Source organism: Methylolobus aquaticus, assembly GCF_054172105.1.
Genome location: NZ_JBSYXP010000017.1, coordinates 65,306 through 85,970 on the forward strand (window position 1 = coordinate 65,306; position 20,665 = coordinate 85,970).

General features: G+C 62.6%; 14 protein-coding genes and 2 pseudogenes. 9 read left to right on the forward strand and 7 right to left on the reverse strand.

Annotation, left to right across the window (positions count from 1 at the left end):
- Positions 1–58: 58 nt before the first annotated feature.
- A complete protein-coding gene (locus ACW73L_RS18805; RefSeq protein ID WP_498924115.1) occupies positions 59–1,702 on the reverse strand; it encodes a sigma 54-interacting transcriptional regulator in 1,644 nt (547 codons plus the stop codon).
- Between the two features lie 333 nt (positions 1,703–2,035).
- Between ACW73L_RS18805 and ACW73L_RS18810 the strand changes: the two genes are divergently transcribed.
- Positions 2,036–2,614: a beta-class carbonic anhydrase gene (locus tag ACW73L_RS18810; RefSeq protein WP_498924116.1), complete on the forward strand. Its 579-nt coding sequence runs from the start codon at positions 2,036–2,038 to the stop codon at positions 2,612–2,614.
- A 244-nt stretch (positions 2,615–2,858) separates the two neighbouring features.
- Here the strand turns inward: ACW73L_RS18810 and ACW73L_RS18815 are convergent, their stop codons facing one another.
- Positions 2,859–3,542, reverse strand: a complete 684-nt coding sequence (locus ACW73L_RS18815; RefSeq protein ID WP_498924117.1) for a TMEM175 family protein — start codon at positions 3,540–3,542, stop codon at positions 2,859–2,861.
- 287 nt (positions 3,543–3,829) lie between these two features.
- Between ACW73L_RS18815 and ACW73L_RS18820 the strand changes: the two genes are divergently transcribed.
- The 3 genes from ACW73L_RS18820 to ACW73L_RS18830 all read left to right on the forward strand — a co-directional run bounded on the left by ACW73L_RS18820 (position 3,830) and on the right by ACW73L_RS18830 (position 6,679).
- The gene (locus ACW73L_RS18820) at positions 3,830–5,053 is read left to right on the forward strand and encodes a molybdopterin-dependent oxidoreductase (protein ID WP_498924118.1); all 1,224 of its coding nucleotides are present in this window, start codon (positions 3,830–3,832) and stop codon (positions 5,051–5,053) included.
- Positions 5,054–5,064: 11 nt separating this feature from the next.
- Positions 5,065–5,337 (forward strand): cytochrome c, encoded by a 273-nt coding sequence (locus ACW73L_RS18825; protein ID WP_498924119.1) that lies wholly within the window; start codon positions 5,065–5,067, stop codon positions 5,335–5,337.
- Between the two features lie 142 nt (positions 5,338–5,479).
- On the forward strand, positions 5,480–6,679 hold the full coding sequence (locus tag ACW73L_RS18830; RefSeq protein ID WP_498924120.1) for a hypothetical protein: 1,200 nt from the start codon (positions 5,480–5,482) through the stop codon (positions 6,677–6,679).
- Here ACW73L_RS18830 and ACW73L_RS18835 read toward each other — a convergent pair.
- The 4 genes and pseudogenes from ACW73L_RS18835 to ACW73L_RS18850 all read right to left on the reverse strand — a co-directional run bounded on the left by ACW73L_RS18835 (position 6,676) and on the right by ACW73L_RS18850 (position 10,451).
- A complete protein-coding gene (locus ACW73L_RS18835) occupies positions 6,676–7,326 on the reverse strand; it encodes a transmembrane-type terpene cyclase (protein WP_498924121.1) in 651 nt (216 codons plus the stop codon). The genes ACW73L_RS18830 and ACW73L_RS18835 overlap by 4 nt on opposite strands.
- A 36-nt stretch (positions 7,327–7,362) precedes the next feature.
- Positions 7,363–8,325, reverse strand: coding sequence for a UbiA prenyltransferase family protein (locus ACW73L_RS18840; protein ID WP_498924122.1), 963 nt, complete (start codon positions 8,323–8,325; stop codon positions 7,363–7,365).
- Between the two features lie 789 nt (positions 8,326–9,114).
- Positions 9,115–9,312: pseudogene (locus tag ACW73L_RS18845) on the reverse strand (transposase domain-containing protein); the annotation flags it as partial.
- A 266-nt stretch (positions 9,313–9,578) separates the two neighbouring features.
- Positions 9,579–10,451, reverse strand: coding sequence for an EamA family transporter (locus ACW73L_RS18850; RefSeq protein WP_498924123.1), 873 nt, complete (start codon positions 10,449–10,451; stop codon positions 9,579–9,581).
- A 1,089-nt stretch (positions 10,452–11,540) separates the two neighbouring features.
- Here ACW73L_RS18850 and ACW73L_RS18855 point away from each other — a divergent pair.
- Both ACW73L_RS18855 and ACW73L_RS18860 read left to right on the forward strand, forming a co-directional pair.
- Positions 11,541–13,058: a M10 family metallopeptidase C-terminal domain-containing protein gene (locus ACW73L_RS18855; RefSeq protein ID WP_498924124.1), complete on the forward strand. Its 1,518-nt coding sequence runs from the start codon at positions 11,541–11,543 to the stop codon at positions 13,056–13,058.
- A 497-nt stretch (positions 13,059–13,555) separates the two neighbouring features.
- Positions 13,556–14,758, forward strand: a complete 1,203-nt coding sequence (locus ACW73L_RS18860) for an alkaline phosphatase PhoX (RefSeq protein WP_498924125.1) — start codon at positions 13,556–13,558, stop codon at positions 14,756–14,758.
- Positions 14,759–14,867: 109 nt separating this feature from the next.
- Here the strand turns inward: ACW73L_RS18860 and ACW73L_RS18865 are convergent, their stop codons facing one another.
- Positions 14,868–16,139: an outer membrane protein assembly factor BamB family protein gene (locus ACW73L_RS18865; RefSeq protein WP_498924126.1), complete on the reverse strand. Its 1,272-nt coding sequence runs from the start codon at positions 16,137–16,139 to the stop codon at positions 14,868–14,870.
- A gap of 1,174 nt (positions 16,140–17,313) precedes the next feature.
- Between ACW73L_RS18865 and ACW73L_RS18870 the strand changes: the two genes are divergently transcribed.
- The 3 genes and pseudogenes from ACW73L_RS18870 to ACW73L_RS18880 all read left to right on the forward strand — a co-directional run.
- Positions 17,314–18,096, forward strand: a complete 783-nt coding sequence (locus ACW73L_RS18870; RefSeq protein ID WP_498924127.1) for a ZIP family metal transporter — start codon at positions 17,314–17,316, stop codon at positions 18,094–18,096.
- Between the two features lie 271 nt (positions 18,097–18,367).
- Positions 18,368–20,071, forward strand: a complete 1,704-nt coding sequence (locus ACW73L_RS18875; RefSeq protein WP_498924128.1) for a formylmethanofuran dehydrogenase subunit A — start codon at positions 18,368–18,370, stop codon at positions 20,069–20,071.
- A gap of 202 nt (positions 20,072–20,273) precedes the next feature.
- Positions 20,274–20,654 (forward strand): annotated as a pseudogene (locus ACW73L_RS18880) (GTP cyclohydrolase I FolE2); the annotation flags it as partial.
- Between the last annotated feature and the right edge of the window lie 11 nt (positions 20,655–20,665).

Genomic DNA, 20,665 nt, shown 5'->3' on the forward strand with positions numbered 1-20,665 from the left:
CAGTGGATGCGCGCCGTCTATCCTACCGGCTTTTTAGGGTGGATTCCGGCTCGGTCGATCAGGGCAGGCTTTTCCCGTTGCGACGGCCCCGCGCCGGGCGGTGCGGCGCGGGGTCCAGGCCCAGTGCGCCGAGCTTGAGGTAAACGGCGCGCGGCGTCAGTTCCATGGCTGCGGCAACGCGCGCGACATCGCCGTGAAAGCGGCGCAGGGCGTCCTCCAGATAGTCCCGTTCCAGGCGGTCCAACACTTCCCTGCGCAGCGCCTTGAAGCCCGGGTCGGTCGCCGGGATCGAGGGCTCTGTTGCGCCCAGTTCGACGTTGTCGAGTTGGGGGCCGGTGGCAAACAGGATCGCTCTTTCCAGCGTATTCTCCAGTTCGCGCACGTTTCCCGGCCACCGATAGGTCCTGAGACGCTCCATCAGTGCCGGCGTGACGCCGCGAATCGGCTTGCGGTAGCGTGCGGACAGTCGCTTCAGGATCAACTCGACCAGGCGTGGAATGTCCTCGGCCCGCTCGGCCAGCGGCGGGATGTCCAGCCTGACGACGTTGATGCGGTAGTACAAGTCCTTGCGGAAGGCGCCATGGGCGACGCTGCGTTCCAGGTCGCAGTTCGTCGCGGCAATGATCCGGACATCGACCGACAGGTTCCTGTGCCCGCCGACCCGTTCCAGTTCGCCTTCCTGCAGTACCCGCAGCAGACGGACCTGCAGCGATGGGGTCAGCGCATCGACTTCGTCCAGAAACAGCGTGCCCCCGTCGGCCCGCTCGAAATACCCTCGATGCACCTCGAGGGCGCCGGTGAACGCGCCTTTCTCGTGACCGAACAGCAGGCTCTCGACCAGCCCTTCCGGAATGGCGCCGCAATTGACGGCGATGAAAGGCTGGTCGGCGCGTTCGCTGAGCGCATGAACGGCGCGGGCTGCGAGTTCCTTGCCGACACCGGTCTCGCCCCGGATCAGCACGGTGGCCGGCGTCGGCGCAACAGTCTCGATGGCGCGCAGAACTGTCCGCATTGCCGGGGATTCGGCGACGATGCTGGGTTTCTCGAAGTCCGGCAGCGCCGTGCGGCGCGTATTCATCTGGCGCCACAGATCGTGCATCCGGGATTCGATGCGGCTCTGCAGGGCTTCGATGCCCTCCGGTTCGGCTGCGGGTTCATCGCCGCCGCGGTATTCGATGCCGTCCTGCTTGCCTGCGATGGTGCCGGTCAGGTGGATCGCGACCGTGCAGCCGGCATCGCCGAGCGCGATGCGTTCCTCCAGCACGACGCGCGCATAGCCAAAATTGCGTGCAGCGATACCGCCGAACACACTGGAGGTCATCCGGCACAATTCGGGCGCGTTGCGCACACCCTCGCCGAACGGGCAGCGGCTCGTGACCACCCGGAGACACGTCGAATCGCTGGAAACCAGAGCGAAATGACCTCCGATCCGGTTCTTCAGGCCGACGATCAGGTCGGCGTAGCCTTCCCGGTCGAGGTTCCCTTCCACGCCATATTCGGCGCGAAAGGCTTCTTCGAAAAAGCGGCCGGCACCGCGGGCGATCCGTTCGATCAGTTGCTCGGTCGGGCTGATCCCGGCTTCAGCGCACAGGTCCATCAATTCCAGCACGAAGGTCTGCAGGAAACCGATGGGGGTCAGGCGCGAGAACGGCGCCGAGCTCATCGTGGCAGGGACGCAGCCGCTGGCGGAGGATGTGGGCATCATTCGATTCGAAAGTAGGCTTCAATTAGTGAAGTGAAATTTCGTCGCGCTGTCGAGGGGTTTCCGGCAAGCCGTTGTTATGCCGCATGCGAGCCCCCGGTTTAGGTCTGGCACGCATGCTGCTGTGCAGAACGGGTCCGCGCGCGAGTGCCGCGCCAGCGTGAACGGCGGTTTTGCCGACCGGGATCCTCGGGCATTGCCGAGGCGATAAGGAAGGCTCACAATCCGGCGTCCACGCTCGGTGAGGCGGCTGACGTATCCGCGCAGTCCGCTGGCTGCATTGACCGTGTGGGCCGCACACTTCCATTCCAATAACGAGATTCGAGGAAGAACATGAGTAAGATCTTGACCGAGGTACTGAAGGCGAACGACGGCTACGTGTCGAGCTTCGACAAGGGGCACCTGCCGCTGCCGCCCGCCCGTGGCTTCGCGATCCTGACCTGCATGGATGCGCGGCTCGATCCCGCCAAGTATGCCGGCCTGTCCGAGGGCGACGCCCATGTCACGCGGAATGCGGGCGGCCGGGCCAGCGACGATGCGATCCGTTCGCTGGTCATTTCGCACAAGCTGCTCGGAACCAACGAATGGTTCGTGATCCATCACACCGACTGCGGCATGGAACTGTTCACCAACGACATCATGGGCGACCTGCTGTCCAGCAGTCTGGACACCGCGACGATCGATGCGAACGGCTGGCACGATGTCGGCAAGGGCCCGGGCTCGGCCGACGGCAAGTACATCAACTGGCTGACGATCAAGAACAACGAGCAGAGCGTGGTCGAAGACGTGCTGCGCATCCGCAATCACACACTGGTGCCGAAGTACATTCCGATCTACGGCTTCATCTATGACGTGAAGACCGGCAAGCTGGTCGAAGTGCCGGACGCCATGAAGGCGGGTCGCGCGGCCTGAGCCGGTTCGGGGCGGGCCGGGGCACTCGGCTCGGGCCTGCCGTTCCGTCTGCTTCTGTCGCTCAAGGCGCGATTCGCTGCTCATGCTCGCGTCTGAGCGCCTCGATCCGGCGCATTACCGCGTCCAGCCTGATGCCGCTTCCAGTCGCCAGCGCTGGGGAGGCGTGAGCACTCAGCAGGATCTCGGCCGTCAGGCTGTCGGCCGCCACCACAGCTAGGGATCCGTGTGAAGTCACGGCCACCCGTCAGTCCGCCGGTTCGTCATCGGCGGTCGGCGCCCATTCGAAGCTTGAGAAAAGCATCACCAGCGCGAAGGCGACGGCCAGCGCCATGAAATAAACGAAGCTCCACATCGGGTTCCAGATCGAAAAGAATGGGCCGATCGCATAGGCCGCGATGCCGGCCCAAACGCGGAGCCAGATGAGTTGGAGCAGGACCTGATTGTCCATGCGCTTTTCCATCAGACCCGTCTTCACCGCGTATCGAAATGACCACCAGGTCGTTAGATAGGCGGCGAGCATGTTCAGGCCATATAGGCTTTCGACCAGCCAGTGATCCGGGTGCTCGCCGATCAGCGTGGCCGAGAACCCCATGAAGGTCACGGTCAGCAGGTACAGCAGCTTGATCCACAGGTAACGCACGTCTACGTAGCGGATGTCGTCCAGCAGCACGTTGTCGCCGATCCACAACGCGCCGATGACGAGGAAGCTGATGAAGAACGCGACGAATTTGGGCCAGAGCGTCACCAGCGAACGCGCGATGTGATGGACGTCGAAGGCTTCCGACGTCACATCATCGATGACGCTGAGCAGCATCAGGGTCATGACGACGGCGAAGACCCCCTCGCTGAGCGCGTTGAGACGCTCCTTGCCGAGTTGGCGCGGCTTGCGGGGCCTGGCGTGAGGCTTGGTTTTGCCGATCCGCAGCATGGTGATACCCGTCCTCTTCCAGTCCATCGAGATGAGCGGCCCGGACCCCAGCACTGACGTTGCGGTTTACGATGAGTCGGTCGCGCCGACCGCTCGACGCGCGATTATAGGTTGTGGATTACCGCCCGTCTCGTGTGGGTTAGGCCATCCGACAGATCAGTGGGGTGTCTGATTCCAGGGTGTCACGACCGGCGGGTGGGATTCGCAGCAGTTGACCCGGGCCCGGCGTAATGCCATAAGGGTCCAGGCCTTGTCTTGAAGTCCGGGTAAGCCGAGGAGGCACACATATGTCAGGCCGCCGACAGTTTCTGAAGACCCTCGCGGGCGCAGCTGGCGGTGCCCTGCTGCCTGCCGGTGCCTGGTGCAGCGAGTCCCGCGTCCGGCCGGCAACCTTGCCCGCGGGCACCGTCGATTCGGCCGTGATGGCCGCGTTGCCGGGCAAGCAGGCGCTGATCAAGCGGACCTACCGGCCCCCGAATTACGAAACGCCGCTGGCCGAGTTCCAGGCGTTCTACACTCCGAACGACCGCTTTTTCGTGCGCTATCACCTCTCGGCCATTCCCGAAGTCGATCTCGCTCAGTGGCAGCTAAAGATCGGCGGCGATGCGGTGGGTAAGCCCATGGCGTACACCCTGGCCGAACTGCGGCGCAACTTCGAGGTGATCGAGCTGCCGGCGCTTTGCCTGTGCGCCGGGAACCGTCGCGGGTTCTTCCAGCCCCATGTGCCCGGTATCCAGTGGGGGCAGGGCGCCATGGGTAATGCCCTGTGGCAGGGCGTGCGTTTGCGCGATGTGCTGGCCAGGGCCGGCCTCGCTAAGGATGCGCTGGAAGTCACCTTCGAGGGCGCCGATTCCGGTGTATTCCCCAGTACCCCGGACTTCGCCAAGAGTTTGCCGCTGACCAAGGCGCTGGACGAAGACACCCTGATCGCCTTCGCGATGAATGGCGAACCGCTACCGCGCTGGAATGGCTTTCCCGCCCGTCTGGTCGTGCCGGGCTGGGCAGCCAGCTACTGGCTCAAGCACCTGACCGGCATCAATGTGGTATCCCGGCCGCTCGACAGTTTCTGGATGAAATCGGCCTATCGCGTGCCGAAGGGACTGTTCGTCACGGACGCCCGGTTCCCTTCCCAGGAGACCGAAACCACTGCAGCCATCACCGAACTCCTGGTCAATTCGCTGATCGTGTCGCCCGAAGAGGGCCAGGGCTTCAAGCCGGGCCAGCCCATTGCGGTGAAGGGGATGGCTTGGGATGGCGGACACGGCATTGAACGGGTCGACGTGTCGACCGATGGCGGCGCGACCTGGCAGACGGCGACCCTGGAGCCAGATCGCGGGCGATTCGCCTGGCGTCCCTGGGGTTTCCTGATCACGCCGGCGCGGCCGGGCGATGTCACGGTGAAGGTCCGGGCCACAAACCGGGCTGGGCACGCCCAGGTGCCCGAGCCCGTCGCGAACCCGGCCGGATACCATCACAACGCCGTGCAGAGCGTCACGGTCCACGTGGCTTGACAGGGCGGACGATGAAGCGACTGCTACGCCTGGTGCTGGTCCTACCGATGCTCGCCTCGGCCGATGAAAGCCTGATCCGGCTCAAGGAGGGCGACGGAAAGGAACTCGTGATCGGGAAATGCGCGATCTGCCACAGCCTCGACTACATCCCGATGAACTCGCCCTTTCTGGACGCGGTGGGCTGGGAAAAGGAAATCGAGAAAATGGTGAAGCTCGGCGCGCCCATCCAGAACGATGAAATCCCGGTCCTGCTGCGCTATCTGAATTCCAATTACGGTCGCTGACGAAACCCCGCAGCACGGGTTCGCTCAGGCACCGGGGATCTCTGCGACCCGACCGGGTGACGGCCCGGTGTCACGCTGCTAGCCTTCCTTTTCCGAATCGCCGTGTCCCGCCTTCCCGTTTCTCAGCCGTCCTTTTGCCACCGTGGCAAACATCCTCCATCTCTTCTGGCGCCCCGATCCCGAACCGGGCTTCGTTCGGGCCGGTGAGTTCCGACTCTGGCTGGAGACCGAACAGCCGGTCAAGCGCCGTTCCGGCACTGCGGACTTCCACCCGCGCCATTTGGATAGCGGGAGCTTGTCGGCCTGGCTGGCGGAGATCGGCGATTTCCCCGTCGGAGCTCCCCACTTCGAGCCGCAAGCCCTGGTGCTGCCCAGTGCGAACGGGAGCCCCCTGGCCTCTCCGGAGTTGCGCGACCTGGGCGAGGACGATCCGGTGCCAAGCTGGGAAAGCTGGCAGGTGGATTGCTATCGCCTGACCGAGAGGCCCATCCAGGCGATCAACGATCTGCATTTCCGGCTGATCTTTCAGAACGACGCCACGCGGGCGGGGCGGGATTTCCTGTTCTGGTATTGGTTCACGCAGTCCCTCCGCCATTTGTTGCTCCGTGACCAGTACCTGCCTGCCATCCGTTACCGGACTCCATCGACCGGCAAAGACCGCTACGACGTTTACGCCGGCTGGGAATTTGCCCCGGACGATTTCGAGGCCCTGATCGCGGACTCCGTGCCGCGGATGCCCGGTAGCGCGGCGCCGGGGTTCGACGCCGAATCGGCGCTGCGCCACTGCGCCGAGGTGGTGTCGCGGCGGGTCGTGACCCTGGCGCGGCCGACTCAGGCACTGCAAAAGAAGCTGGACGATACGCCGCTCGCGCCGGCCTGCCGGCCCGCCCGGGACTCGCTATGGCTCACGACCGACACGCTGGAGCCAGGCAAACAATGGGCGACGTGGCGCCGTCGCGTGATCGGCGGCGAGGGCCGGCGGAGCTTTCAACTGGGTCTGCAACTGCACGAGCCCGATGCTGCGAATCCGGATCACTGGGCCCTGGAATGCCGCGCCATCGCTCGCGCCGACCCGCCGGCACGAAGAGCGCTCGGGGGTCGCCTCAGTGCCGGCGGTCGCTTCCCCCCGATCGATAGCCACTGTCCGGCGCGCTCGCCCGATTATGCGAGACTCAGCGGCAGCCTGACGAACGTGAGCGATCGCACCGTTCGCGACCGCGAATGTGACGGCCGCAGTGCGGTCGTAGCAACGATCCGCATAATGCTGGCTACACCGGGGTCATCGTACCCAGTGACCCGGATGCGACACTCGAAGGTCTGTTGGGCGATCATTGGCGCCTAAACCCGCCGCCATGGGTTGATTCCCTCCAGGCGGCACTGCCGCAACAGCAGGGTGAGATAGATCAAGTCGAACACGATGAACGCCACGTAAATGAACACCAGCAGGACCGAATCTGGTGCCTGGAGGTACTGTGCCGGAATCAACGCGATCGAGCCAAACATCCGTGACAGCAGAATGTACACCGATTGGCCTCGGAGGCTCTGGCGGCGCGCCAGCAACGCCACGTAGCTGATCGAGATCAGTAACTGGTCACCCCAACCCGAGTAGTTGCCGTTGACGTCGTGGAACTCGACCGTCATTGCAACAACCCCTACAAAGGCTGTGACGATCCCCAGCACAACGGATGGGAGAAACCAGTTCCTGGGAAACAGGGCCGGGAATTCGTCCCGGCCGAAGCGGAGGTACTGGTAAACGATCACGAGGTCGATGAAAAACCACGCGATATTCGCGTAGTTCATCGGTGGCACGTCCGGGAAGACGAAACCGAACGTGAACTCGTAGGCCACGTTGACGCACATCGGCGCGAAGGGCATGCCGTAGCTTCGATCCTTGAAGGCGCGCCGAATGATCAGCAGGTACGCCATCCCCCACAGCAACAGGGTGGTGGTCCCCGAGATCTGGAAGATGAAGGTTTCTTGCGGATTCATGGAAATCGACCGGTTGGCAAGGAAGAGTGATCTGGTTCAGCAGCCAAAATTGAGACCGATAAAGGCCAACGGCAACCACAACATGAAGGCCGCATCCATCGGACCGTCGCCCGGATTCCCGCCCCGACGTACCAAAGTGGCCCCTTGAGCGACCACCGCCCCGATATAGAGATGCACGGGCGTCAGCGCGATCAACCAGCTTGGAACCCAGTGCATCATCACCGCACCCCAGAGGACCGCAAGTGCCGCCAGATTCACGCGATGGAGCCATAACGTGGTCCGCTCCACGCCCAGCATTAGTGGCAATGTCACGACCCCCTCTAACCGATCCCTTTCGAGATCTTTGAAATCGCAGAAGATCGTGTTGACGAGGTCGGACAGGAATACGTACGCGACAAAGAATCCGGTGACTCGCGGCTCAATCGCTGCCATGAAACCAGCGGCGTAGACGACCAGTAGGGCCCAGAAGAACGCTGTGTAGAAGGCCTTGATCCCGGGAATGTCCTTCAATCGCCGGTACGGCACGAAGCGCCCCGCCAAAGCTCCGAACAGCGGCGTGCCGTACAACGCGACCGCGACTGGAAAACAGAGCAGCAGCAAGGCTGACGCGAGTCCGGAGTAGGCATAGGAAATCGCCAGCGCACCAATGAAGGCCGCCTGACCCAGGGCGGAAAACAGCGCGCGATTCGATAGGGCCTTGGTGCGATCCGATTCATGTTCCGGAGCCAGTTCGCCGACATCGGCCAAATGATCGATCAGATAGCTCGAATAGACACACAGGAAGGTCGCAACCGCGAGGGGCCACGCGAGCGCACCCGTCAGCGCCAGCGCCACGACACCGGTTATGCTGGCTGCCCCGATCGGCAACACGAGTCCGAAGCGAGCCGCCCTGTCGATCACTGTCGCCAGCCGACGCCATGCTCCCTGCATGATGTCGCGAACGTCTCGCGTGATCGGCAAAGAGAGCGGCAGATTCAGGGCAGTTGGCTTCGCGATCATGATGGAGGACCCTCGGTATCGGATGGAAGTGACGTTTACTCGGCTACCTGCCGGACGTTCCCGGCGCGTGGTGCATACGATAGGGTTCCTTGTGCAGCGAGTAACGGAATTACTTCATGCCCGGTTTGGTAACTTTTCACACTTCTAACTCTCGCCCAACAAGCACCCGCTCGAATGCGAGCCTCTGAACCCCGTATGTTTCCTGGATCAGCCCTTTTTTCAGGCCGTTGCCCGACAGATAGGCGAGGCACGTTGGCTAGCGATCAGCCCAAAAGAGGCGAGTCCGGCGACGAGCCGTCAACCGGCACTCGCTGGAAACCTTGCCAGCCGTGCGGCGCAGAGCGCGAGCGAAAAACCTAGAGAAGATTCTGCAGTTGCAGAGTCGCGAACCAGAAGAGGATCAGACCGGCGAAGAGAGGCATGGTCCTGGCCGAACTCGAGCCTGATCCGCAAAGAGGCCGTTCGATAGGAGTTGGCGGGGCGTCATGAACGTCCGCCGGGGCCGACGACTTGCGGTCCAGTTTGCGATGCACAATGACCGCTTCAGTCTGAGCCGAGCCATCCGATGTCATTCCTGTCGACCGACCGCTTTGGGTCGGAAGTACACCGTCGCCAGATCACACAGCTGCCGTTCTGCTCCCCCGACGCCCGTACGGCAGCAATGCACCACATTGCCGACTCACACGGACCGGAAGTCGAACGTCAGAACTGGCCGACAAGCAGTCGCTCACGGGGCTCAGCGTGAGAAGTTGGCAAGCAGTCCAAGAACTGCAGGTTATGCGGTGCGGATCAGGTCGTGATCGAATCCGCGGGTGGGCAATTCCAAGGTAAGAGGGCTTCGAAGAGTTCGGCGGTGGTAGCGTTCGGCAAGTGGCGCAAGACATGGCGCAGCCACAGGTACGGTTCGAGGCCGTTGGCCTTGTCGGTCTCGACCAGCGAACAGATCAGCGCACTGGCGTGAGCGCCGGCGGGGGTATCGGCAAACAGCCGGGATTCCGCAGGTCGTCGCACACCCACCGGAAGGCACTCAGACCGACCGCCACGACTTGGCGCGGACACGCGTGTCCTCGGACGAACGGACGCATCAGAGATGCAAGGGGATCGATGCCCTCAACGAAGCGGGAGACGCCTTCATCGCCAGTCCTCGCCTGGAGGGCTGGATCCCGGTGACTGCGAACTGGGAAGACAGCGGAGTCTGCTGTCCTGTCATGGCCCAACCGAAACAGCCGTGCCCGACGTTCTGTGGTCGGCCCTCAGGCCATGAGTACCAGAGAGCTGCCGGCCATCATCACCGATCCGGCGAGCAGCCGTCTGATGAACTGCCCTTCGTTGAAGAGGGTATGGCCGAGAACCACTTGCAGGAGCATGCCTAACTGAAAGAGTGCCAGCGCGTAGGCGACAAGCATCCGCGACAGCAGAACCAGCGTCAGGTATTGCATCAGAAACACCAGAACGCCGGCCATGACGATCGTGTGGAGGTGGGGGTAGGACGCTCTGACGCTTTGGATGAAGCGGTCGCGGATAAACCAGGCGTTACCCAGGAGGATCAGCGGCAGCCCGAAGAGCGACCAGAAGATGAGCGTTTCGAAGGGGCCGGCATACATAACCGAGTTCTTCAAAAACACGGTGCCGACGGAAAACAGGATGATCGACAGAAAACGGGCCTGTACGCCGCGGTCTAGAAGCAGACCGAAGGCCCGGCCCCTGTCCGTCGCGGCAGAGGATTGCGTCAGGAAAAAGCTCCCGACCATGATCGCCGCCACACCGACGATGCCCTGGGTGCTGGGAATCTCACCGAGAAAGAACACGCCCAGCACCGTCGAGATCACGACCTTGTAGGCATTGAGCGGCCCGAATACCGACAGGTCTGTCTTCGACAACGAGATGACCAGAAACATCCAGCCTGCCACATCCAGCAACGAGGCCAGGCAAACATTGATCCAGAAGGCGCCGCCAAGGAGGGGCGCATCGATCAGGCCGATCAGCGGAGCGGCCAGTAGGCTCAGAATGAAATAGGTGGTAGCGACGATGTAGAACGGGTGCAGCCCGTGATGGGATAGCTGCTTTTGAAAGACGCTGGAAAACGACGACGATAGGATTCGTCCGAAAATGAACAGCAACTCCACTCGCTTGAAAACCTCTCGATAGCCGTAAAGGCAATGTCAATGTGATCGGGCGGCCCATGCTCCTTACCACCCGGGAAGTGCCACAGCCGACGACCGGTGGCGGGGCCCCACCGATTCGCCTAGTCCGCCCGAATCTGATCGGGAACCGGGGGCGGGACAAATAACAGCGCGCCGCGTGGGTTGCGTGCCGTTAGGTGATGGAGACTGAGTAGCGCGCCTTGGTTGGCTGCAGCGGCGCTAATGGGCGCAGACGTCGGACTGCACGGCGCGACCGCCATGCGATTATACGTGTTGGCGGTGGACTACGTCCGGCATCAGGTTCGGAATCAACGTCCTGCCTTCGGGTTTTCCGCATGCGTTCGGGCCAGTCCGGGGCGCGTCGTAGCGTCGAGTCCGCCCTCCGCCCTCCGTGCTCCGAGGTGGGTATTGCCGGCGGGATCAGGACGGAGCCGCGTTCGAGGCTGGCGGAAAAGCTGTTCGATTGCGAACGCAAGCAGTTCATTCCGCCAGAGCCTCAGCGCGCGGCTGGCCGCATTCTTCGGAGTCCGCGATGCTCACCCCGGCCTGCCGCCCGATTTGGATCGTCCGGGAATGACCTCCGTTGCATACACCGGTTGCACGGATCCGCTTTACCCGCAGACCAGACTCCGACACACCGCGCCTGCGGTGTGATATCGTCCGGGCGCTGCCGATTGGCCGAGTGTTGTTCGGTTAGCGCGGCCACACTCGCGGCAAAGAGGTCGCTCGCCCGCCATTCCCTTTACCACGGGGGCAGTAAGTCGGCGCGTTTCTCGGAAAAGCCAACCTGAACCATTGCTTCGACCTCTTCGATCGACGCATGGAGTATGGAGACGTCAGCGCATTATGAGTGTCGGCGCCGCGATGCTGATCAGCGAAAAATTGATTGCCCCAGTCGCTGAGAAGCCATGACGTCAGCACCAGTTAGGTTCATGCTCATCGACCAAGAGAAAGGCCTAAAACATTGAATAATAGAATTGTTTCTCTAGCGATATCCGCCATATTTGGCCTGGCCCTCGCATACGTACCCAGCCCCGCTGAATTTCACCCCCAACTGACAAGGGATTACCCATGACAACTATCCCAGGCAACGTCACCACCTCTGGTGACGCGTTCTATACCGAGGTCGGCGACACGCTGATACAGGGCGGTGCTCTCGTGAGTAGTACGACTGGTTATGCGATTCATCTAGCGGGCACGGGACAGACTTATGATCTCACGACGAACGGAGTGCTTAGCGGCGGTAGTGCAGCGCTTGGTCTGTGGGGCGAGGGAAATATCTACGCGATCCATCTCGTTGCCGGTGTTTTGAGTGGTGGCGCATTCGGTGTATTGGGTCAGCAACTACCCACGAATTATTCGGGATCGGTCGACATCACGGTGGGGACGACTACCGTGGTGAGCGCGTCGGTCGCGGGTATGCAATTCCAAAACCTCCTCGACGTGCGAATCGCCAACGCCGGTCGCATCATCGCAAGCGGTGAGAGATTCTTCATAAATCGGACAGGGCTGGTTCTTGTCGGTAGCGCGGCTCCCACGGGTCCCGGAGCCTATCACCGCGAGGTCATCAACTCCGGCCTGATTTATGGCGACGACGTCGGTATCCAAGTGGGTGGGCCTGGAACCAGTGTCATCGAGAACTCAGGTGCCATCATCTCAGGCGACACTGTCGGCGGCATTGCGATCCGTTCCGGCAATATCACCGTCGATAACGTGACAAACTCCGGCCGGTTGATCGGGGACGTCTCTCTCGGCGGCATGGACGATGTGCTGACCAACCAGAGCGGGGGCCGCATATTCGGCGATGTCTCCATGGGCGATGGCGACGACCAAATGACCCAGAATGGGCTGGTATTCGGCCAGATCGATCTGGGCGCGGGCAACGATATCTTCGTCGGCGGCAGCGGCGAGGACAGCGTTGATGGCGGCACCGGTGATGACCAGATGGCGGGCGGGGGCGGCAACGATAGCTACATCGTCGACAGTTCGTCGGACCGGATTGTCGAACGCTCCGGAGAGGGCTTTGACACCATCAGCACCAGCGTGAGCTACCGACTTGCCCGGTCGAATAACAATATCGAAGTCCTGCAGACGAACGATCCTACCGCGACGACCGCCATCAATCTGACCGGCAATGCGCTGTCGCAGGAACTGATCGGTAATGCCGGGGATAACCGCCTTTCGGGCGGTGGCGGCAATGACATCCTGACCGGAGGCCTGGGTAAGGATGTGCTGGTGGGCGGCCTCGGCCAGGACGTATTCGCGTACGAACAGGTGCTGGATTCTGGCCTCACCTTCAAGTTCGATCGGATCCTCGACTTCAAGGCCGGAACCGACAAGATCGACCTCTCAGCGATCGATGCCAACGAGGCGACCGCCGGGATCGACGACGCCTTTACCTTGGTGAGGGTCCCGGTGAACACCGGGTCGGTAGAAGTGGGGACCATCGGCTGGTACCAGCAGGACCGCGCCAACGATGCGCGGGATACGACCTATCTGATCATTCTGACCGAGGAAGGTTTGGGTGCCAACATGGTGATTCAGCTCACCGGTTTGGTGGATTTGACCACGAACGATTTCTACCTCTGAGGGTAAAGCACCGTGCGACCCCGCTGCTCCAGCGGGGTGCCTGCTCGAGTTCTCGGCAAGTGATGCTGCTGGTCCGTCGTGCTTTCCTGGCAGCCGTCCAACCGGATGGCCACCGAGTTTTTGCCGTGATGCGGTCGCGCACTTCAGTCACTGTGATTGACAGGCGATCGCCTGCGTTTGCCGGTCCGTTGTCCACGGGTCTGGGCTTATTGGAGCCCACGATGATGGGACAGCACGAATCGATGATCTCGCTGCCCCCGTCGGCTCAGGTTCACGCCCATGTTGGCGGCGCGTACGTACGCCTCGCAGCAGCAAACCGCCTGAGCATCGCGCAGTGTCCTGGGTATCCTCGGAGAAGCCGCCGGAGCAGGCTGTCATGGCGCGATCCATACCCGAATGGAAATTGGCAGGCATGCATCACGGATCCATGCATCTTCTCCGCCATATAGAATTCCAAAGTCTCTGCATTCATTACCTCTTAATTTCTCAGGATGGCCATGAACAGACGCACCGCAATTAAGCTTGGCGCCGCCACTGCTTTGAGCTTCAGTTTTGGTTTCTGGCGTGAGGCGCTTGCCGTGCCTGTGGTTCTGGGCGAGGGCGTCTACGGACCCTTGGGCCCCGCTGACCGTTTCGGCGTCCGCCTACCGGCGGGCTTCTCGGCCCGGCTCATCGGTTTCACCGGCGACTGGGTTCCCGGCACGAACTTCGAGTGGGTGGGCGAGCCCGACGGCGCTGCGACCTTCGCCATGGCCGACGGGGGATGGATCTACGTCGCAAACTCCGAGGTCAACGGCACGGGCGGGGGTGCCGCAGCGATCCGCTTCGACGCTGACGGTGAGATCGTCGATGCCTACCGCATCCTGGGCGGCACCAAGTGGAACTGTTCGGGGGGAGCAACTCCGTGGGGGACATGGCTGTCGGGCGAGGAATTTCGCAACGGTCACGTGTGGGAGTGCGACCCAACCAGGGCCGGGCAGGGTGTGCAGCGTCCGCTGCTCGGCGAGTTCCCGCACGAGGCGGCGGTCGTCGATCCCCTCACTGGGTACGTTTACCTCACTGAGGACGACGGGAACGGACGGCTGTACCGCTTCCGCCCGACCACGTTCGGTGACCTGACGATGGGCACGCTCGAGGCCGCCAAGCTCAACGCGGCCGGCGACAAGGTCAGCTGGGTTCAAGTCACGCACCTGCGCCCCGAGCGATCCAGAAGGACCACGGCGTTCAACCGTGGTGAAGGGGCGTGGTTCAGTAACGGTTACCTTTACTTCACCACGACCGGCGACGACAAGGTGTGGGCCCTCGAAGCGACTACCGACAAGATCGAGGTCATTTACGACGCTGCGGTCCTAGGCGACGCTGCTCCGCTCCGAGACCCGGACTGCATCACGGTGCACCGCACGTCGGGGGACATTTTCGTCGGCGAGGACGCGGACGATCTGCAACTGGTGCTCCTGGCAGACGGAGGCCGCAACCGCGTGGCCGCGCCGTTCCTGCAGTTGGTCGGCCACGGCGGGGGCGAGACTGGCTCCCCGGGCCAGGACGGAGACGTGGTGACGTCGTCCAGTTGGAAGCCCGAGTCGGAGATCACCGGCTTGGCATTCAGTCCGGATGGCACGCGGCTGTACTGCACGTCGCAGCGCGGCACCGATGGGGTGCGCGGCATGACCTTCGAGATCACCGGTCCCTTCCGCCAGTAGTGCTGCTTGGGGGAACCGCCAGCGAAGCTCGACGGGGCGCGAAAACGACTGACGGCCAGGCCCGTGTTGCCCAGGGCCAATTTCGGACCCCCGCGCGGGCTAGCCCCCTTCAGGGTGATAGGCCGAACGCGTACACGTTGCCGGAAGACGAAATCGCGTAGAGGCGACCGTTGACCACGATCACTTCGGAAGCCGCGAAGTTCTCGTCGTCGGGACTCGGGTGTGTCCATGCGGGCGTGCCGTCCGCGAGCTTGAAGGCGGCGAGCCCTTGTCCCGCGACAAACACCAAGCCGTTTGCCACCGTGGGCTTGCCAAAATAGCCCGCCTGGGTCCAGGCATCCGCTCCGGTGCGGCTGCTTACGGCCTTCAGCTCCGCGAGGCCGGAATCTCCATCCCAGCTAAAGAAAACCTTTCCTGGCGCCATGGCTGGCTGACTGGCACCCGCAAAGGTATCGGGCGCGGACCAGGACCAACCCTCCGCTCCATCCTTGGCACCGTACTGGGACACGGACGCCACATAGGACCAGTTACCGCCCAGGTAAACCGCTCCGTTCCCAACGACCGGCACCGCGTCAAATTTGGCGTCGTCCTTGCGCCACAGGGGCATGCCGTTATCGGCCATGAACGCCTGGAGAGGCGATAGACAGCTACGTTCGGTGCATGGGAATCTGGCGTAAATCAAACCATTGCGCTCCGACAACGGGCCAGCTGCGTAGCAGAAAAAGGGAGAATCCGCAGGGACGGGCGGGGGCCCGATGCGGCTCCACACCGGTTTTCCGGTGACTGGGTTGCGGGCGGAAACCGTCGCTCGACAGGTGTAACCGGGACTTGCCGTGAGTTTGGTCACCGCGGTGTAGAGGGCATCGCGCGAAGTCAGAACGTAGCGGAATTCGGCACCTCGCCGCAGTTTCGTCCACAGGAGCATGCCGTCATCTGCGCGAAGCGCCGTCAGTGTGCCGATGTGCTGGCTGCCTGTGCCGTGGTTCGCCGCCACATAGACACGGCCATCCCGAATTGCCGTTGAGGCCACGTTCCCTTGGAAGGACTTCGTCCATGCGGGCGCGCCGTCGCCAGCCCGCAACGTCACCAAGCGGTTCCCTGTGGTCAGGTATACCCGGCCACCGGACACGGCTCTGAGGACCGCCCCAGCCCCAATCGGGGCCTTCCAGACGACGGACAGTTGCGAGACATTCCCTTCGTTGATGAGCGTCTCGTAAGGGTTGTAGCTACTGTGCCTGGCGTCGAAACCCGCCTGGTTCCAACCGACCGCCAAGCTTGAAGAGTTGGGTTGTCGATTCGTGTCAGCGGAACCGGCTGTCGCCTGGCCCATCGAAAGCAGCCCGGTGATCAGCGCTATTCGTCGGATCAGCAATCTGTGCATCGCGTTCATATTCCATCATCGAGTTTGCTGCAACGGCAATAACTCACGCTGTGCGAAGTCTGAGCCGCCAAGTGACTACCAAAATAGCACCCAGCGGATGTCCACTCGGCGCCGGGACATACGCAGTTTGTCGCGGGGCAGTTGGTCGCACAATCGGTAGAACTACCTAAACTCGCGTCGACAAACGATGGTGGCCTAAGCCAATTAGGGGCTTTCTGTGTCTGCGTACCCCTTAACCTGTGGGGCGGCGTTTCCCTTTCTCACCGTTTCTCACCCCGACCCCATTTCTCGGTCTGGAACGAGCACCACAGCACAGCCCCATTGCTACCGCAGTCTCACGGCCTATTCCTCCGCCCCCATGGGACCTCGACGAACCGAACCATTCATCAACAATCACGTGGTTCGTGTCCAAAGCAACACGTTGACGAGAGCTGCCGGTAAGAGCAAACCGCTTTGACCGGTGCCCCATGGCACGGATGGCCATGCCCTCGTCCGGCCGCTGATGAGGATTCAATTGACCGTCTCGCCCCGAATGTGATGTTATAAAGTTACTTTTATGGCAGGCCCTGCGGGATGACGGAATCTTTGGTCCGGGCCGGGCTGCGGGATCAAACGGATCTTCCGAGGAACTGCCTGGGCGAGGCAGCGCTTCCCCGGCACATCGATGCGGGGCGTTACCCAGCCGCAAAGCCCACGCAATGTTCGATAGGGTCAAACAGCGAAAGCGCTCAATGCAATCCTTCCAGCCAGCCACAAATGACCAAGTGCACCGTTCACACCTGAAGGTGGGGGGATTGCGCCGAGTGCATGGCGTTTTTGTGCCTTTCGTGGTCAATGACGGCGCGAGGCCGACCCCACTCCCTGCATTGATGCGCTGTAAGCCACGCCACCGAGCCCAGGGTAGCGCAGCCTCTGTGGCGATGAGTAACCCGCTAACGGAGGAGGAGCCGCGATATCGGGTGATCGATGGTGCTTGGATCGCCGATGCCGGCGGCTCGGGGTGGGAGCCTTGCCGTGTCGGGTGGCGCGATTGGTGGCCGCAAGCAAACGCCCACATTTTTGTGTTGTGCAGAGAACGGTGCCTTGCACAGCTGCGTGCAGCGAATCCGGCACTGATTCAGCCCGTTCGACGTCAGTTCGAGGCTTCACCGGTCAGGCCGGTCGCCCGGGGCAGATGACTACGGAGCTGACTTCCTTCGCGTCGGTTGGCCTCTACGCCTTCGGCGCCGGTGTCGCAGTCAGTCTCGTGGCTTTTTCCGGGGCCTTCGTGCTGTGGCTGCCGCCGCATCGCCTCCAACGTTTGGTCCCCGCACTGGTCGCCTTGGCCGTAGGCGTACTGCTGGGCGATGCCTTCATCCACTTGATCCCCGATGCGATCAGCCGGCACGGCGACCCAGGCGAGGTCTGCCTCGCGGTGCTGGGCGGGTTGTTTCTGTTCTTCGTGCTGGAGAAAGGGGTGCGCTGGCGTCACGACCATGCGCTGACCAGCGCTACCGTCAAGCCGATGGCTCGGATGAACCTGATCGGCGATGCGGTGCACAATTTCGTTGACGGGATTCTGATCACGGGCAGTTTTTGGATCGACCCCTGGATCGGTGCGACTACCACCCTCGCCATCATCGCCCACGAGATTCCCCAGGAGATCGGCGATGTGGGAGCCCTGATCCACGGCGGTTACCGGCCGGGGCAGGCCATACGCTACAACTTCTACTGCTCCCTGACCGTACTGCCCGGCATTGGTGCCACGCTGTTGCTGGGACAGTATGCCGAAGCCTCACTCACCCTGCTGTTGCCGGTCGCAGCCGGCGGTTTCATCTACATCGCCAGTTCCGACTTGATCCCCGCCCTGCATGACAAAGGTCTCGGCGCGCCATGGGAGCAAGTGTTTACCTTCGCCACAGGAGTCGGCTTCATGCAGTCGGTGGCGGCTTTGGAGCAGTTCGTTGCCGCCTATTGATCGTCGTGGCGGCGCATGTCGCTTGGCCGTTCTCAGTGCGCTTCCCCCCGCGCGTCATGACGTAACGCGCCGCGATGATGCAACGGGTCTCGGGCGTCGGAGTGAACGATCTTCCCGGTTTGACCGTTCGCCCGATACGTTGCGGCCAGCCGGGCGGGCCGAGCCCGAGCTTCCGAGGCCCGTTGCCAGCGGCCCATCGCGCGCCAATGCCAGCCGTCCCGTCAACGCCCGTAGCGCCCGCTACGAATAGCTTTCCTGCTCCTGGAGAATCATGCGTATCAAACTAAGCGGCGGCCGGCTCTACGACCCCACTCAAGGCTGGAACGGCGAAGTCCGTGACCTGTTCGTCGAGGATGGCCGGATCGCCGCGGACCCCGGACCGGACGCGCGCTTAGACGCGGACTACGACGTGTCCGGCAAGGTCGTCATGGCCGGGGCCATCGACATCCATAGTCATATTGCCGGGGGCAACGCCAACACCGCACGGGTACTGCTGCCGGAACAGCACCGGAACTTCATAGCCCGGCGGTTGGGCCATCCGCACGAGACTGCCCGCTGGTCGACGGTGGACACCGGCTATCGTTACGCCCGCCTGGGCTACACCACCGTGGTGGAGCCGGCGGTGCTGCCCGCCAACGCTCTCGATGCCCACCTACAGATGGCCGACATCCCCATCATCGATACGGCGGGCCTGGTCATTCTGGGCAGCGACGATTTTCTGCTGCGGTTGTTGCGCGACGGGGCCAGCCAGACCCAGATCAACGATTACGTGGCCTGGACCCTCCATGCCACCCGCTGCCTGGGGCTCAAGGTCATCAACGCCGGCGGCGCGAACGCCTTCAAGTGGAACGTTCGGAGCTTCGGCCTGGACGATGTGGTGCCGTTCTACGGGGTGAGTTCCCGCCGTATCCTCGAAGCCCTGCAACGGGCGGTGATCGAACTCGGCGTCCCCCATCCGGTGCATGTCCACTGCAACAACCTGGGCATGCCCGGCAACGTCGAGACCGCGCTGGCGACCATGGAGGCGGCCCAGGGGCTGCCCATGCACCTCGCCCATATCCAGTTCTACGGCTATGGCGCCGAGGGGCCGCGCGGCTTCTCCTCCGCCGCCGCCCGGTTGCTGGAGGGATTCCGTCGCCATCCCAACATCACCATGGACGTGGGCCAGGTGCTGTTCGGTCAGACCGTGACGATGTCCGGCGATGTCATCGCCCAGTTCGGCCGGCGCGGCGACGCCAGCCCCGACAAGTGGGTCATGTGGGACGCCGAATGCGACGGGGCCGGTGGCGTGGTGCCCTACCGCTACCGCGAAAAGAGCTTCGTCAACAGCTTGCAATGGGCCATCGGGCTGGAAATCTTCCTGCTGGCGGACGATCCCAGCCGGGTGTTCTTCACCACCGACCACCCCAATGGCGCGCCCTTCACCCGTTATCCGGAGCTGTTCCGCCTACTGATGGATTACCAATACCGGCTGGCATGCCAGGAAAGGCTGCACCCGGACGTGGCCGCCCTGACACTGCTGAAGGATTTGAAGAAGGAATTCTCGCTCTACGAGATCGCCATCATGACCCGCAGTGCCGCCGCCCAGGTCCTGGGCCTGGCCGATCGCGGCCGGCTCTGCCCCGGCGCAGTGGCCGACATCGCCGTCTACACGGAACGCGACGACAAGGCGGCCATGTTTGCCGCCGCTGATTGGGTGTTCAAGAACGGCGAGTTAGTGGTCAGGAACGGCGCAGTGATCCGCCGCCGACCGGGCACGACTCAGATCGTCCGGCCCGAGTTCGATCACCGGATCGAGCGTCACCTGCAAGCCTACTTCGACCGGTTTTACAGCCTGTCGCTCGATCATTTCGCGCTGAACGATGCGGCCTTCGAGACGACCCAGGGTGAACGCTTCATCCCGCATGCCGTGGATCAAGTTCGGCGACCTGCCGGACAGACTCCGCAGGACCAGTCAGGCCCCGGGATCGGATGAAGACGTCGGCCATCAACGCCAAGGCTTCGTGCCGATCACCCTCAACCGGATGGGGCTGAACCGCATTTCTCCGAGAGACTTGAACGACGTGAGCCTTCCCCAACCTCGATTTCCCGCCGTCGAAGATGTGCAAGGCCGTGCCGATCTGCGCCGCATCCCGATCGACAAGGTGAGGATCAAGGAGCTTCTTCATCCGGTGCGGGTGGTGGTGGCTGTGACCCGCCTGTGTCCTTGCTCCAAGGCGATTTCCGAGCGCGGCGCCCACAACCAGCGCTCCGATGTCACGGTGACCGTGGCGACCCGCGGCTTCGTGCGGATAGAGGAGCTGATCGAGTGGCTTGAGGCCGGAGCCTTGTCACCACTGTACGCACTGCTCAAGCGGTCCGACGAGAGATACGTGACCGAGTATGCGTAGGACCATCCCAAGTTCGTCGAGGACATGGTGCGCGACGTGGCTGCCCGGCTCCACGACGAGCCCCGCATCACGGCGTCTAGCGTGGAGTCCGAGAACTTCGAGTCCATTCACAATCATTCCGCCTATGCGCTGATCGAGCGCAACAAGGCCCAGTCCTCTCTCTCCTGACGATCCAAACC

What these genes read in the sequence shown, in the direction of transcription:
- ACW73L_RS18835 (WP_498924121.1), bottom strand. Translation starts at nt 7,326, where the DNA reads ATGAATCCGCAAGAAACCTTCATCTTCCAGATCTCGGGGACCACCACC.
- ACW73L_RS18805 (WP_498924115.1), bottom strand. Translation starts at nt 1,702, where the DNA reads ATGCCCACATCCTCCGCCAGCGGCTGCGTCCCTGCCACGATGAGCTCG.
- ACW73L_RS18875 (WP_498924128.1), top strand. Translation starts at nt 18,368, where the DNA reads ATGCGTATCAAACTAAGCGGCGGCCGGCTCTACGACCCCACTCAAGGC.
- ACW73L_RS18855 (WP_498924124.1), top strand. Translation starts at nt 11,541, where the DNA reads ATGACAACTATCCCAGGCAACGTCACCACCTCTGGTGACGCGTTCTAT.
- ACW73L_RS18815 (WP_498924117.1), bottom strand. Translation starts at nt 3,542, where the DNA reads ATGCTGCGGATCGGCAAAACCAAGCCTCACGCCAGGCCCCGCAAGCCG.
- ACW73L_RS18870 (WP_498924127.1), top strand. Translation starts at nt 17,314, where the DNA reads ATGACTACGGAGCTGACTTCCTTCGCGTCGGTTGGCCTCTACGCCTTC.
- ACW73L_RS18820 (WP_498924118.1), top strand. Translation starts at nt 3,830, where the DNA reads ATGTCAGGCCGCCGACAGTTTCTGAAGACCCTCGCGGGCGCAGCTGGC.
- ACW73L_RS18840 (WP_498924122.1), bottom strand. Translation starts at nt 8,325, where the DNA reads ATGATCGCGAAGCCAACTGCCCTGAATCTGCCGCTCTCTTTGCCGATC.
- ACW73L_RS18865 (WP_498924126.1), bottom strand. Translation starts at nt 16,139, where the DNA reads ATGCACAGATTGCTGATCCGACGAATAGCGCTGATCACCGGGCTGCTT.
- ACW73L_RS18810 (WP_498924116.1), top strand. Translation starts at nt 2,036, where the DNA reads ATGAGTAAGATCTTGACCGAGGTACTGAAGGCGAACGACGGCTACGTG.
- ACW73L_RS18825 (WP_498924119.1), top strand. Translation starts at nt 5,065, where the DNA reads ATGAAGCGACTGCTACGCCTGGTGCTGGTCCTACCGATGCTCGCCTCG.
- ACW73L_RS18860 (WP_498924125.1), top strand. Translation starts at nt 13,556, where the DNA reads ATGAACAGACGCACCGCAATTAAGCTTGGCGCCGCCACTGCTTTGAGC.